The following is a 13,896-nucleotide window of genomic DNA, read 5'->3' as shown; positions in this document are numbered from 1 at the left end:
TCCCTTTCTGAAACTATTGATAGTTAAGGATTACCAAGGAAATCCCGCTTACCAATTTCTACACCACAATGTCTGAGAATGTTATAAGCAGTAGTAACATGAAAATAGACATTAGGCAGAATAAAGTAAAGTACATAGGGTAATCCCTCAAAATTCATGGTTTCTTTACCTATTGCTAGAGAAATTGACTTTTCCTCTGTACCATCAATTTGCTCTGGTGTTAATGTTTCCAGATAAGCGACGGTTTTTTGAAGACGAGCGATAAGCTCAGGAAAGGTAGTTTCAGTGTCTTCCATTTGGGGGGCTTCCAATTCGGCCAGTCTAGCTGCACCTCTTCTAGCAATATCAGAAGCAATTTGCACTTGTCGCACTAACGGCAACATATCAGGATAGAGTCGGCTAGTGATCAGTATTGACGGCTCTATTTTCTTAGCTTCTGCGTGTGCAGCACCCTTTTCCAGAATGGCCATGAGATTATTGAGAGCGCGAATGATTGGTGGCACTAAGGCTTGATACATAGAAATAGTCATGAAAGTCTCTCCTTAAAGCAGGTCTTCAAAACTATTCTCTGTTAATAAGGGACAAAAAAACGAGATGACATCAAGCTATACTTTCACAACTTTTATAGTTTGCAAAGTTTCATCTGCACAACCTGTAATAAAACCACCAATTTTCTGTATTTCTTGCAAATATTCTAAAGCTGTTTTTGTAATTAGTTCTCCTGGCATTAATACCGGAATTCCTGGAGGATAGGGACAAATAATTTCTGCACAAATCCGTTCTGGGGTTTTCTCTATAGGGAGGGTTTCACTATCAGCAAAAAAAGCCTCACGAGGAGAAATGCACATAAAATGAGCAATCATATCATTGTTTCTATTCTTACACGGTTGACACTCAGATATCAATGGTTTGACTTGGGTAAGATTAAACAATGCTTGAATTAGATGTTGAATATCGCTTTCTGTGTTACCGATACTAATAATAAAAATGAGATTTTCTAAAGATGAAAATTCAGGAGTTACACCCATTTCATTAATTAAGTCTTCAGCGGTAAATCCGGTAATCCCTAGTTGAGAAACATTCACTGTTAAGCGAGTTTGATCTAATTTTAAAAAATTGGAAGATTGTAAAATTGATAAACCAGGAATTTGATTAATTTCATTTCTGGCTTTATTTGCCAGTTCCAATGTTTGGGAAAGCAGTTTTTTTCCATCTATTGCCATTTGTTGACGTGCAGCATCTAAAGATGCTAAAAGAATAAAACTAGGACTGGTAGATTGAACTAATTGCAAAGCTTTATTAACTCTATCAATATCAATTCTATTTCCTTGAATATGTAACATTGATGCTTGTGTCATTGCCCCCAATGTTTTATGAATTGATTGGACTGTTAAATCTGCACCTGCGGTTAAAGCTGAGGTAGGTAAATCAGGATGAAAATGGAAATGTGCGCCATGTGCTTCATCTACAATGAGAGGGATATTATATTGATGGGTAAGGTGTGCGATCGCTGGCAAATCTCCACAAACACCATTATAAGTAGGATAAACTATCAGCACGGCTTTGGCATCTGGATGTTTTGCTAATGCTGTTTTTAAAGATTCTGGTGTAATACTATGAGCAATATCTAAATCTGAGTTGTATGCAGGATAAATAAAAATAGGAATTGCCCCAGAAAGAATTAATCCAGAAATTACGGAAGAATGGACATTTCGTGGGAGAATAATTTTATCTCCCGTTCTGCAAGTAGCAAGAATTGCGGCTTCAATTCCGCAGGTAGAACCATTAACTAAAAACCATGTTTTTTCAGCCCCAAAAGCCTCTGCTGCTAGTTCTTGCGCTGCGAGAATTACACTTTGGGGTGTGAATAAATTATCCAATTCTGCTAATTCTGTTAAGTCAGCGCGGAAAACTTCTTTACCTAATAAATCGGTTAAAATTGGGGAAATGCCCATACCGCGTTTATGTCCTGGGGTGTAAAACGGTGAATGAGGTCGGGTTGTACAGGCTTTTAAGGCATCTATCAGGGGGGTTTGGTTTTGATTTGGCATTTTTGTGCTAAATTAAGTGAAAAATACTGTCTTTATTGCTATAATTGATTAGACAACATGGGGGTAGCATAATGTGGCCTAATGCAACTCACTGTAACAGTGAGTATATGGGTTCGATTCCCATCCCCCCCACTAAAACATTACAGCGGCTATGACTAATGAAGAAATTTTTGAGCTATATAAGCTACAAAGCCAGAATGTAAGAAAACTTGAACAAGTGAAAAGGAACCTAATTAAGGATATTAACTTTCATTTAAGAAAATCAGATGATTTTCAAGTGGAAATAAAAACAAAACTCCTGGCTTTGCTATATTGTGCATGGTCTGAGGCTCAATTTACACAAATAGTCTATACACCATCAGCATTTTCTCAATCAGAGATATCTCATATAAAAAGTATAAACACAATTTTTGGTAAATGGGAAAAAATGATTAATTTAGCCATAGCGAAGGTAGGAAGTTGGGACAAAAATTCTGATTTACATAATAGAAAAAAAAATTTGCATAATATTATTACCAAATATATAAAAGAGCCTAGCGAAATCAGAAATAAGATAGCTCACGGACAATGGTTTTATGCTTTAAATAGCAAAAATACGGCTGAAAGCAAAGAATTAACGCAGAAATTAGCTAATTTGGATTCAGAGAAACTTATTCAGCAGTTTGAAGTTCATAAATTTTTAGGTTTGATAATCAGAGATTTGGTTCAATCTCCCAATAAGGGGTTTCATAATAATTATTGGATAAATCTAACTGCTTTAGAAGAATATATTGATAAAACAAAAAATCGTAATATTGAAACGAGAAAACAAGAGTTGGAAAGGAAACCAATAAATCAATATGTTAGTAATTAATATATAGGACTCCTATTTAATTTCTGAACAAGCTCTAAAAGGACTAATTTATGAAATGGCGTGTGATTCTTGAATCAGATATAGAAACAGGAGATTGGGCTATATGGTGTCCAGAATTACCAGGTTGTACTTCAGCCGGTGAAACTGAAGAAGAAGCTTTAGAAAATATTAAAGAAGCTATTCAACTATATTTACAGCCAGATTTAATTAAGTTATCTCCTGGTGCAATTGCAAGGGAGATCACTGTCTAATGAGTGAGCGAGTTCGTCGCATGACTGCGAGACAGGTTGAAAATATCCTGAGACAATATGGATTTGAACTTATTTCTCAAAAAGGTAGTCATCGCAAATGGAGAAATGAAGAGTTAGGGTTACAAGTAATTGTTCCTGAACATAAAGGACGGACTTTACCTATTGGCACATTATTAAGCATTGTTCAAGGAGCAAAAATTCCTGAGTCTGAATGGAGAGGTTAACTTGTACTGAGAAGTAATCAAAGCAATTTTGAATTTTCAAAGGTAAATCATGCGATCGCTATTTCTGCTATAAAATAATCTCATCCTCAAAAAATATCCCTATGATTAAAATTGTATTTCTCGTTGAAGATGATCCAGATGGTGGTTATACAGCCACAGCATTAGGCCAATCAATTTTTACTCAAGCTGATGATATCGAAACACTACGAATAATGATTTCTGATGCTGTTCACTGTCATTTTCCCGATAAACAAAAGCGGACTAAAATTATTCAGGTACAAAACATTTTCTAAATAACATGAATTTAAAATCTGTAAAAGAAAAATTATTTTCCATCATCAAAATTATTTCTAGTATTCTCATTCCTAGTGCGATCGCCTTAGAATTATGGAACATTCAAACAATCACAACTAACCAGGAATTACCAGTTGCTAATATATTAAACCCGGCTTTAATACTTGCCCATATCGCCTTATCTGCTCATTTTGTCGAAGCAATAATTGCTAGTATTTACGCACCAAGTAAAAATCAACCAGCAATCAAATATGGAGTTTATACATTTTTTGTCGGTACAGTTGGTTTATTAGAATTGTTTGACAATGATCAAGGGAAAGAGTTAAAGGGAAAAGATTAAAGATTTTTTCTTTCCCCTTTAAACCAACTTTGCTTTAAGCTTTACCACCAACTGGAGTAGCATGAATTAATTCTGGTTTCTGTTCAGTAGCAGGAAGTTCAAGAGTTTGAGCCGATGTCGGGCGTTGATCACGATCAAAATTGTTTACACGCACAGGCTGACCTGTTTGAATAGATTGATAGAGTGTTTTGATAATTTTATTGGCTCAAATTTCCCAGACGTAATTTGTCTTTTACCTTCCCAACCCACGGAGGTGGGTTTTGCTTGTGTAGTTGCGGTTTCTAACCGCCGATTTAATGTTAATAGGACTAGTATTATTCACGGGTCAGCAATTCCAAATTATGACCATTGGGATCATAAAAATAAAAACCTCGACCACTAGCTCTATGATTTATTTCACCTTGATGTTGGTGCATAGGGTCGCTACTGTATTCCAAACCCATTTCTTTAACCCGTGCAAAAATTAGATCAAATTCTTCATCATTAACATGAAAAGCATAATGATGTGACTCGAAATTCTCTCTGTTATCAAAATCAAAGGTCAATTGATCATTGACACGGACAACAGCAAAGTGAGCCAGAGGAGGCTCTACCATTAAACCGAAAATCTGGGCAAAAAACTGTGCAGATGCTTCCTTATCGTGTGCAGGTACTATAGTGTGATTAAGGGTAATTGTCATGTTACACCTCTATTTTCAGGAAATAATTAATCTCAACTGGGTATAAAAATTGATAATACCAATATTTTATTATTGTGGGGTTTGAGTTTTATTCTATCTTAAAGTATGCCACAGTTCATAGAATAAGTAACCTATAAATTTTAGGACTTTAATTCATAAATTGTTAATGATACAGATTTACCACCATCATTAGTATCCCTGATAAATCCACTCCCGTCCTGCCTTTTCTGCTGCTTCTGGACTATAGTAAATTCTCTGTTCACCAAACACTTGACCACCGGCACTAATTAACCGAAACTCCCAGCAATCCGATTCCGTATAAAATACCAATAAGGTATTATTATTAATAATGACAACTAGATGAACTTTTATAAACATAGTGCATAGTTGTGGTTGACTACCTTAGAGGGTGTTTGAAAAGTATTAAATAAAACCAATAATCTCCAAAAACCTAACCCCCCTACCCCCCTTCCCTACGTTAGCGCAGCGTGCCGAAGGCTGGGAAGGGGGGTTTCAAAGCCTCACCCCGCTTCGGGGAGAGGTTTACAAGAGGGGTTAATTTATACCTTGAAAACTTTTAAAACATCCTCTTAATCAAAGCATATTTCCGCAATAACTATTGTTTTCCCCATTATTCTGGTTTGCCATTGAGAATGATAATTCTATCTTCAGGATGATTAAATACCTCTCAGGATTCATGAAAAATTAGATTCACTTGATGCACACTTAACTTATTACTTTTGGTTTTTGGCAAAAAGCGCCGACCGTAAAGCTTTCAACTGATGTATCTACAGCGCGTCAGCCACATTCTGCTGGATTTCCACCTATCCCGCGAGGTCTTATGAAAACGGATTACCTAATTGTCGGCAGTGGCTTGTCAGCATTAGTATTTGGGTCTTTAATGGCAAAATCCGGGAAGAAAGTGCAAATACTGGAAGCTCATGAACATCCAGGAGGCTTTGGTCACACATTTACAATTGCGAATAAATATAAATTTAATGCCCAACTACATTACGTTTGGGATTGCGGTGAAGGATACACTGTCAATCGGGTTCTCAAGCAACTAAATTTAGATCAAAAAGTCACCTTTGAAAGATACAATCCTGATGGTTTTGACCACATGAAAATGCCAGGATATTCACTGGAGATACCCTCATCATCATCAGAATTAATTCGACGGCTATCTTATCTTTTTCCCGAAGATAGCGAAAGCATTTGTAAATTTATTTTGGAAGTCGAAAAAACCAGCGCGGGAGTAAAAAAATTATCACCTCCCATAAATCCGGTTGAATTATTCAAACATTTCAGTGAAGTTTCCTGTGCCGTGATGTATCTTAAAAGTACGCTTCAGGATGTGTTCGACAAATTCAACCTCCCCAAAGAAGCACAAACTTTATTAGCATTGCAATGGCCTGATTTTTTATTACCCCCAGATCAAGTTTCCTTTTTTGCTTGGGTGATTTTGTTTACTGGATATCAACAAGGAGCTTTTTACCCGACCCAACATTTTGAGTATGTAATTAATTCCTTAGTTAAAGTGATTGAAGAAAATGGTGGTGAGGTATTACTCAATCAAGAAGTAACTGATTTTAAATTAATAAATAAAACAATAACTGGGGTTGAGACAATTGATAGAATTACCCATCAAATTCGTGAATTTACTGCTGAAACAATCATCTGTAATATTGATCCTCAAAAAGCTGCCCAGATGATTGGATTAGAACACTTCTCTCAGACAGTCCGCAACAAGCTTAATTATGAGTATTCCCCATCTAATTATATGGCTTATTGCGTTGTTAAAGATATTGATCTGCGAGACTATGGTTTTGGCAAATGGAATACCTTTCATACAGGTCATCAAGATTTAAATGCCGCATTTTATCAAATGTATGAAAACCATGATTTTTCTAATCCCAGTTTTGCCATTACCACACCTACATTAATAACAGAAAATCAGGGCGACTGTCCAGAAGGACATCAAATCATTGAATTTTTAACCGTTGCTAATTATGATTACTTCAAAAACTTGAAAGAAACAGATAAAAAGGCTTACAGAGCTAAAAAAGAAGAAATCTTAGATTTCATTCTTGATGTGGTTGAAAAAAACTATATTCCCAATCTGAGAAAACATCTAGTTTTAAAAATGACTGGTAGTCCGACAACAAATGAGCGATTTTGTTGGTGTCCCCAAGGTAATTCCTATGGTTCCAATCTCACTCCTGGCAATATGGGAATTGGCAGACTAAATCATCAAACATCTTTAAATAATTTCTATTTTTGTAATGCTTCATCTGGTTATCCCGGTTTTGCTCCGACATTTTGGACTGGGGCAAGTCTTTATCAAAGATTATCAGGGGATTTGATTTTATCACTTTAATAAATATCAGAAAATACAAAATTCGTAGATTTTTTTACCAAGTAGAATTTAATCCTATATGGATAGGAGAACTCATTTTTAATATAACAACAGACAAAGAGACTAGAAAATCAAGTAATGAATGATTAAACTTCTTCAAAAACACAGTCTTCTTCCTTCTTCCTTCGTGTCCTTCGTCCCTATATCCCTCCGGGACGCTCCGCGAACGTGGTTCATTAACTCCTTCTTCCTTCTTCCTGACTCCTGACTCGGTGACTCCTACTAGATGATATATGAAAATAGCAATTATTGGTGGTGGTGCAAGCGGAATGGTAACGGCATATCTGCTCAATAAAAAAGGTCATAATGTGACAGTTTTTGAAAAACAGCCAATATTAGGTGGTCATATTCGGACATTAAATAAAAATGTTAAATCCAATAAAGTTGACCCTAACCAATTTTTAGAAGCTGGTGTTCTGGAATTTCCTGATAATTTTTATAATTTCCGAGAATTGATGAAAGAATTGGATGTGGAATTAGAACCAGTAGAAGTTGGTTCAGCAATTTTCTGGCAAAATGGTCATCATTTATTTTCCGGTTTAATGATTCAAAATAACTTTACAGGAATTCAGCGAGTAATTGAACAGTTGAAGCTAAATACTCTCTATGCTAGTTCTGCTGCACTATGGGTGAGATCACATTTTTCTCAAAGACAAGACCTGTATAATCAATCATTATCTCAATATTTAAACTGCCAGTCTATCCGTAACGACTGGATAAAATTACTGACAATGTACTGTTACTCAATCCCCTTTGAATTCATTGATAATGTGCCTGCGGAACTGGTAATTCCTGTTTTACAAGATTATGTATTTGTTAAGTGGTTGAGAATTAAAGGAGGAGTGTATTCCTATATTGAAAAAATCCGAGAACGTTTTCAAGGTGAAATCTTGCTGAATGTTGATATTGCAGAAATTTATAGACAATCTGATTCTGTTCAAATTAGGCTATCAGATGATGCAAACTATCTGTTTGATAAAGTAGTTTTTGCAACGCCACCCGACCAGGTAATCCAGTTATTATCTGACTCAACAAAAGATGAAATTAAATGGTTTTCTGCATGGCAAAAAAACCAGGCTAAAACAGTGATTCATACCGATAGTTCAATGTATGCCAGATATGGCATTAAAGAATATTCAGAATTTGATTTTTTTCAAACTCACAAAGGCTGGGGATATAATGCTTATCTGAATCGGCTTTGTGCCATATCATTATCACCTGCATACAGCCTGGCTTTTAAATTAGATCACTTGATAGCTGAAGAAAAAATTATCCATATTCAAGAACACCACACGCCTCTTTACACCGTTGAATCTTTCCGTTACAGAAACGAAATTATGATGACAAATGGTGATAACAATACCTACCATGCAGGAGCTTACTTAGGTGATGGTTTACATGAAGGTGCTATCACTTCGGCAATTCGAGTTGCTGAGTTAATTAGATAATGTTACTGGTTTAAAAGTGGGGGACTTTTCTCAGAAAACTCATAAGAGGATGTTTTAAAAGTTTTCAAGGTATAAATTAACCCCTCTTGTAAACCTCTCCCCGAAGCGGGGAGAGGCTTTGAAACCCCCCTTCCCTCCTAGGGAAGGGGGGCAGGGGGGTTAGGTTTTTGGAGATTATCGGTTTCATCTAATACTTTTCAAACAACCTCTAAGGCGTAATGTGTCGAATGGCAGAAGACTTGAGCGAAAAAATGAAGCTAATATTTGTCTATAGGAATCATAAATGATATTTAAAAAATTTTAAGTAGGGTGGGTAATGCCCACCCTACGTATATTTCAAAAATCAAATATTAGTCCTATATAACATTTGATTTGCATATTTCAAATAAAACCAGATTTTATTCACTTGAAAAGCGAAGTAAACAGTAAGTATCGTTCGTAATTAAAGGAGAAAAGCATGATGTTTTCAAATTTGGTAATGAATTTACAATTGAGCTATTTAGATTTAGGATTAGCGCCTATAAGAATAACAGGTGAAGTGTTAACTCCTTCAGCCCAAACACCATTTATTTTTTCTAGTCCTAAATTTTTGGTCGCATTGCTATGTGGTGTTCTCATGGCGTTTGCTTTTCAATTATTGTTCACAAATCTCTCTGTAGCTTCGGGAATTTCAGCTTTAGGAACTGGTGTATATTCTGATGTTGATGATACTCAAACATTAGGTGGAAGTATTCGCAAAGTAGAAGCTAAGATTGGGACTTGGGCAATTTTTTCTTCTAGTATTGCATTATTTATTGCTTGTTTTCTAGCGGTTAAACTGAGTTTAATTCAAAGTACATTTTTAGGAGCAATAATCGGTGTAGTTATTTGGTCAACCTACTTCACAGTGATCATGTGGTTGGGTTCTAATGCCCTAGGTTCTATAGTTGGTTCTTTTGTTAGCACTGTCACTTCGGGTATTCAAGGTTTGCTGGGTACAGCCACGACTGCTATTGGTGCGAATGTTGCTCAGAAACAGATGGTTTCTACCGCTGAAGAAATTACTGCCGCAGTCCGTCGAGAATTAACTTCTGGTTTTGATGCTGATAGTATTAGAAATACTTTGCAAACTTCTTTGAGTTCTCTAAAGTTACCACAACTAGATATCAAAGAAATTAGAAATCAATTTGACCAATTGTTAAAAGATGTAGATTTGCGAGATATCGGTGATAGTAAATTATTGGAAAATATCAACAGTAAACCAAAAAGTTTTTCCCAAAGAGTGATTTTTACGGAGTGCTGACGCTATTGCTACAGACGCAGCAGGCATCACTAACAAAATACGACAGATACTCATGTACTATAGAATACCAAATATATAAGAAATAGTTATCATAATTTGCACTGGATCAAAATATGAAATGATGAAAGTAGTGTGTAGCATATTGGCTGAAAAAATTGACTGTTTCATCTCTAACAAAAGCCACGCGGGGCGAGTCTACAGAAGAACTCGTTTTAACCGACTCAGAAACTCTTGATGAGGTTATTCAGTGTTTAGTAGAAAATTTTTCGATTGAAACGCAAGGAGCCTGTGACCAACAAACTTTATTCGAGATTCTGGTTAAAGCAGCCAGCACTGGAGACAGTATTGAAAACACAGCTAAATTGTTAAAAAATATTCCGACAGCTAATGATATTAGATATCATCTCAATAAAATTAACAATTTTGAGGAATTAGAAGCGCAAATAAATCAAGCATTAAAAAGTCGAATTCCTTTAGGATTAAAAAAAGGGTGTTTGAAAATAGCGATTGATTTAAATTTAATTTGTTATTATGGTCAACCAACATCGTCAGAATTACCCTACATATATCGAAGTGAAGCTAAATCTGGTACTAATTCATTTTATGCCTATGCCACTTTATATGTTATTAGTAATAATAAGCGTGTAACTCTAGCAATAAGAGGTGTTCGCCAATTAGATACTAGTGTGGCTTTAATTACTTATTTATTAGCAGAACTTGAATCCCTAAAAATAAATGTAAAAAAACTCTATTTGGATAGGGGATTTTTTAATACTCCTGTAATTAGATGGTTACAGGCATTAGATATTCCCTTTCTTATGCCTGCTATCAAGACTGGAAAAAAAGGAGGAATCAAACAATTCCTCAAGGGTAAAAAAAGTTATAAAACTACCTATACTATTACAAGAGACAAAGATGATTTTGTCACATTTGATTTATGGATCGTCTGTAAATATAGAAAGGGAAAGCATAAAAAGCATGGGGTTCAATACTTTGTTTATGTTGCTTATAAGGTCAAAACAAATTTAAATTATATCTATCAAGATTATCGAAAAAGATTTGGCATTGAAACCAGTTATCGTCTGAAAAATATTTGTCGAATTAAGACGAATAACAAAAATCCAGTCTTGAGATTACTATTCATTGGAATATCCTTTCTTCTAATTAACATCTGGGTGAATCTACTATGGCTCAAAATCAGTCGTAAAAGGAAAGGTAGTAGATTAATTTATCGCACACTTTTTACACTCAAACAGATGTTAGCCTTTTTATCTCAAGCCCTACAGAAGAAATATCAAGTCGTTGAAAGCATTTATATTCCATCCGGTTAGCGTCAAGAAATTATTAACCAGCTAATCATAAGTAATTATTATCTATACTATGTCTGCTGATTAGAGTATCGGGAATAAAAAAGTATTTTATACTACACAGTATTTGGCGATCTCCCTTCAGGAAAAAACTTTTTGGTTTACTGATCAATCGTCAGACTTTTGTAGATTTAATCAGTAGTCGGACAGATTTTTCTCAGGCAGATATCAATAAAATTGCTGACCAACTGGAAGCTGCTTGGAAGCAAGTTTTAAATCGTCAAAATCCAACAGGAAAAGTAATTGATTTAATCAAGTCTGCTAGTCCAGAAGAATTGAAATCGGAAAAATTGGGTGAAAAATTGCAACAATTAATAACTGTTGGTGGAGGAAATGGCAAACAAACCAATGGTTTCCTGAATCAAGCTATTCAATATGGCTTGGGTGCAGCAGGAACAGCAGTATTAGATAGAGTTAATGTTTCTGACATTAATGTTCAAGAAATCACAAATGAACTCAATAAAATTGGCAGTAAAGCTCAAGATATAGATGTCAATAAAATTATTGAGCAAGTGAAACAGGTCATTAGCAAAACCAGTGAGCAAGCCAGTAATCTTGGTACTCAAGTTTCTGAGAAATTATCAAAACAACCTGAGAATACTATCAAGTTAGATGTAGAAGATTATATTCTCAATTCCTTCCCTTGGCATTTCAACTGCATTACAGTTGAAGAAGAATTTAGAGAAGTCATTTATGATTCTAATGCTAATCCCGGTAATCTCCGCCATAATTTAGAAGCAATCAATCAAGATTACTTGACTAATTTACTCAACCAACGGGGTGATCTTAGTGAAAACAGGGTGAGAGAAATTTCGCAACAATTAGAAACTATTCGTCAAGAAGTTTTACCAATTGTGCAACAAGCGGAAAAACAGGAAAAATCACAACAACTTCGTAGTCAAATAGAAGATTATTTACGGAATGCTAACAAAGAAGAACTCAATCCAGAAGGAGTTGAGCGCAATTTCAGCATGATGCTGGAAGATTCAGAAGTGGGTTTTGAAGAGTTACAAGAACGGTTGAGTAAATTTAATCGGGATACATTTTTCCCCTTACTCCAGGAACGTCACGATATTAGCGAACAGGAAGTTAATAATATTATTGGTCAACTCGAAAGCAGTCGTGATCAGATTATTGACCAAGCTAGACAATCGCAAGAACAAGCCGGACAGAAAGCTAATGAATTGCGGGGAAGGGTAGAAGATTATCTGCGGAATACTCACAAGGAAGAACTCAATCCTGAAAGTATTAAGCGCGATTTTCAAGTGCTGTTAGCAGACCCGCAAGCCGGAATAAATCTTTTGCGCTCTCGCTTATCCCAATTTGATAGAGATACCTTGGTGCAATTATTAAGTCAGCGTCAAGATTTAAGTGAGTCAGAAATTAATCAAACTCTAGATTCTTTGGAAAAAGTCAAAGATAATATTCTGCAAGCGCCACAGCAAGTTACTGAAAAAGCACAAGAACAGTATGCACAAACGACAACAGCTATAGCTGAATATCTGCGGAATACTAATTTGGCAGAACTCAACCCTGAAGGGATTCAGCGAGATTTGCAACAGTTGTTGCATGACCCCAAAGAAGGTGCTTTAGCATTAGGTAATCGCTTATCACAATTTGACCGGGAAACATTAGTTAAATTGCTGGCTGGACGCGATGATTTGAGTGAAGAGCAAGTTAATCAAATCATTGATTCTGTACAACAAGCGATCGCTAATATTATTAAAGCCCCCCAACGTTTAGCCCAACGCACGACTAAACAAGTGCTAGATTTTGAAGCCAATTTAGAAAATTACCTGCGTAACACCAACAAAGAAGAACTGAATCCGGAAGGGATAAAACGCGATTTGCAATTGTTACTATCTTCACCCCGGGAAAGTTTTGGTAGTTTAAGCGATCGCATTTCTAAATTTGACCGTTCCACATTAGTAGCTTTGCTTTCTCAACGTGAGGATATTTCCGAAGCCGAAGCAAACAAAATTGTTGACCAAATTGAATCTGTACGTAACTCCATAGTTGAGCAATTCGAGCAAATTCAGCAAAAAATGCGATCGCTAGTTGATAGTGTTTTTGGCAGAGTCCGCGACTATCTCAACTCCCTCGACCGTCCCGAACTCAGTTATGAAGGCATTCAGCATGATTTTGCCAAAATCTTCGATGATCCCCAAGCAGGATTTGAAGCATTGCGCGATCGCTTAAGTCAATTTGACCGAGATACCCTAGTTGCTCTCCTGAGTTCTCGTCCAGATATCTCCACAGAACAAGCTAATCAGCTTATCAATCGAATTGAATCAGCACGGGATAGGGTATTACACCAAGCTGAACGCATCCAGCAAGAAACCCAAAGAAGACTCCAAGTAATTAAAGAACAAGCTAAACAACAAGCAATTGATAGTAAAAAAGCCCTTGCAGATGCCGCATGGTGGCTATTTAACGCCGCTTTTGTTTCCTTAGTTGCGTCCGCAGTAGGTGGAGTTTTAGCTGTGATTACTCCGAATCTCTTTGTTTAAAATTTCGAGAATCTGAAATTTATACCTGAAGCCTCTCAGTGGAGAGGCTTTTTCCCTAGAGAACTCCACAAAAAAGATTATCCAATCTTGTGGGATGGGCATCTGGTTCCCTCCTTGTATTATTAGCGGGCAAGATGCCCGCACTACAAAAAATTTTGGGATATTTTTTTCCTTGGAAGT

Annotated in this window: 12 protein-coding genes, 1 tRNA gene and 3 pseudogenes; 11 read left to right on the top strand and 5 right to left on the bottom strand. The window is 36.1% G+C overall.

Annotated elements, in window-relative coordinates; translation table 11 throughout:
- Window positions 1-23: 23 nt before the first annotated feature.
- Window positions 24-530, bottom strand: a complete 507-nt coding sequence (locus EZY12_17030) for a DUF1993 domain-containing protein (GenBank protein ID QSX66497.1) — start codon at window positions 528-530, stop codon at window positions 24-26.
- A 75-nt stretch (window positions 531-605) separates the two neighbouring features.
- Complete coding sequence (locus tag EZY12_17025) at window positions 606-2,051, bottom strand: aminotransferase class I/II-fold pyridoxal phosphate-dependent enzyme (GenBank protein ID QSX66496.1); 1,446 nt, start codon at window positions 2,049-2,051, stop codon at window positions 606-608.
- Between the two features lie 59 nt (window positions 2,052-2,110).
- On the opposite strand from EZY12_17025, the gene EZY12_17020 reads away from it, so the two are divergent.
- The 6 genes from EZY12_17020 to EZY12_16995 all read left to right on the top strand — a co-directional run bounded on the left by EZY12_17020 (window position 2,111) and on the right by EZY12_16995 (window position 4,013).
- Window positions 2,111-2,183: transfer RNA gene (locus EZY12_17020), tRNA-Tyr, on the top strand.
- 19 nt (window positions 2,184-2,202) lie between these two features.
- Window positions 2,203-2,904 carry a hypothetical protein gene (locus EZY12_17015; protein QSX66495.1) on the top strand — a complete coding sequence of 234 codons (702 nt, stop codon included), beginning with the start codon at window positions 2,203-2,205 and terminating at the stop codon, window positions 2,902-2,904.
- A 50-nt stretch (window positions 2,905-2,954) separates the two neighbouring features.
- The gene (locus EZY12_17010; GenBank protein ID QSX66494.1) at window positions 2,955-3,155 is read left to right on the top strand and encodes a type II toxin-antitoxin system HicB family antitoxin; all 201 of its coding nucleotides are present in this window, start codon (window positions 2,955-2,957) and stop codon (window positions 3,153-3,155) included.
- A complete protein-coding gene (locus EZY12_17005; GenBank protein QSX66493.1) occupies window positions 3,155-3,379 on the top strand; it encodes a type II toxin-antitoxin system HicA family toxin in 225 nt (74 codons plus the stop codon). The genes EZY12_17010 and EZY12_17005 overlap by 1 nt, the downstream gene beginning before the upstream one ends.
- Window positions 3,380-3,480: 101 nt before the next feature.
- A complete protein-coding gene (locus EZY12_17000; protein QSX66492.1) occupies window positions 3,481-3,672 on the top strand; it encodes a 2-oxoisovalerate dehydrogenase E1 subunit beta in 192 nt (63 codons plus the stop codon).
- Window positions 3,673-3,677: 5 nt separating this feature from the next.
- Window positions 3,678-4,013: a hypothetical protein gene (locus EZY12_16995; protein QSX66491.1), complete on the top strand. Its 336-nt coding sequence runs from the start codon at window positions 3,678-3,680 to the stop codon at window positions 4,011-4,013.
- Window positions 4,014-4,047: 34 nt separating this feature from the next.
- On the opposite strand, the pseudogene EZY12_16990 reads toward EZY12_16995, so the two are convergent.
- The 3 genes and pseudogenes from EZY12_16990 to EZY12_16980 form a co-directional block, all read right to left on the bottom strand.
- Window positions 4,048-4,209: pseudogene (locus EZY12_16990) on the bottom strand (gfo/Idh/MocA family oxidoreductase).
- 118 nt (window positions 4,210-4,327) lie between these two features.
- A complete protein-coding gene (locus EZY12_16985; protein QSX66490.1) occupies window positions 4,328-4,693 on the bottom strand; it encodes a VOC family protein in 366 nt (121 codons plus the stop codon).
- Between the two features lie 189 nt (window positions 4,694-4,882).
- Window positions 4,883-5,071, bottom strand: a complete 189-nt coding sequence (locus tag EZY12_16980; protein ID QSX66489.1) for a hypothetical protein — start codon at window positions 5,069-5,071, stop codon at window positions 4,883-4,885.
- A 463-nt stretch (window positions 5,072-5,534) separates the two neighbouring features.
- Here EZY12_16980 and EZY12_16975 point away from each other — a divergent pair, with 463 nt between their 5' ends.
- The 5 genes and pseudogenes from EZY12_16975 (at window position 5,535) to EZY12_16955 (ending at window position 13,716) form a co-directional block, all read left to right on the top strand.
- Window positions 5,535-7,070 (top strand): NAD(P)/FAD-dependent oxidoreductase, encoded by a 1,536-nt coding sequence (locus tag EZY12_16975; protein ID QSX66488.1) that lies wholly within the window; start codon window positions 5,535-5,537, stop codon window positions 7,068-7,070.
- 272 nt (window positions 7,071-7,342) lie between these two features.
- Complete coding sequence (locus EZY12_16970) at window positions 7,343-8,557, top strand: FAD-dependent oxidoreductase (protein QSX66487.1); 1,215 nt, start codon at window positions 7,343-7,345, stop codon at window positions 8,555-8,557.
- Window positions 8,558-9,014: 457 nt separating this feature from the next.
- Window positions 9,015-9,791, top strand: a pseudogene (locus EZY12_16965) (MFS transporter).
- Between the two features lie 203 nt (window positions 9,792-9,994).
- Window positions 9,995-11,170 carry an ISH3 family transposase gene (locus EZY12_16960; protein ID QSX66486.1) on the top strand — a complete coding sequence of 392 codons (1,176 nt, stop codon included), beginning with the start codon at window positions 9,995-9,997 and terminating at the stop codon, window positions 11,168-11,170.
- Window positions 11,171-11,313: 143 nt separating this feature from the next.
- Window positions 11,314-13,716, top strand: a pseudogene (locus EZY12_16955) (DUF1732 domain-containing protein).
- The last annotated feature ends 180 nt before the right edge of the window (window positions 13,717-13,896 follow it).

This window comes from Dolichospermum sp. DET69 (genome assembly GCA_017355425.1).
In the GTDB taxonomy this organism is placed as follows: Bacteria; Cyanobacteriota; Cyanobacteriia; order Cyanobacteriales; family Nostocaceae; genus Dolichospermum.
Note: the sequence above shows the minus strand (reverse complement) of the source record. Positions and strands in the feature narration are given on the sequence as shown.

Coding starts and splice junctions, on each gene's coding strand:
- EZY12_17030 (QSX66497.1), bottom strand. CDS start 530: ATGACTATTTCTATGTATCAAGCCTTAGTGCCACCAATCATTCGCGCT.
- EZY12_17025 (QSX66496.1), bottom strand. CDS start 2,051: ATGCCAAATCAAAACCAAACCCCCCTGATAGATGCCTTAAAAGCCTGT.
- EZY12_17015 (QSX66495.1), top strand. CDS start 2,203: ATGACTAATGAAGAAATTTTTGAGCTATATAAGCTACAAAGCCAGAAT.
- EZY12_17010 (QSX66494.1), top strand. CDS start 2,955: ATGAAATGGCGTGTGATTCTTGAATCAGATATAGAAACAGGAGATTGG.
- EZY12_17005 (QSX66493.1), top strand. CDS start 3,155: ATGAGTGAGCGAGTTCGTCGCATGACTGCGAGACAGGTTGAAAATATC.
- EZY12_17000 (QSX66492.1), top strand. CDS start 3,481: ATGATTAAAATTGTATTTCTCGTTGAAGATGATCCAGATGGTGGTTAT.
- EZY12_16995 (QSX66491.1), top strand. CDS start 3,678: ATGAATTTAAAATCTGTAAAAGAAAAATTATTTTCCATCATCAAAATT.
- EZY12_16985 (QSX66490.1), bottom strand. CDS start 4,693: ATGACAATTACCCTTAATCACACTATAGTACCTGCACACGATAAGGAA.
- EZY12_16980 (QSX66489.1), bottom strand. CDS start 5,071: ATGTTTATAAAAGTTCATCTAGTTGTCATTATTAATAATAATACCTTA.
- EZY12_16975 (QSX66488.1), top strand. CDS start 5,535: ATGAAAACGGATTACCTAATTGTCGGCAGTGGCTTGTCAGCATTAGTA.
- EZY12_16970 (QSX66487.1), top strand. CDS start 7,343: ATGAAAATAGCAATTATTGGTGGTGGTGCAAGCGGAATGGTAACGGCA.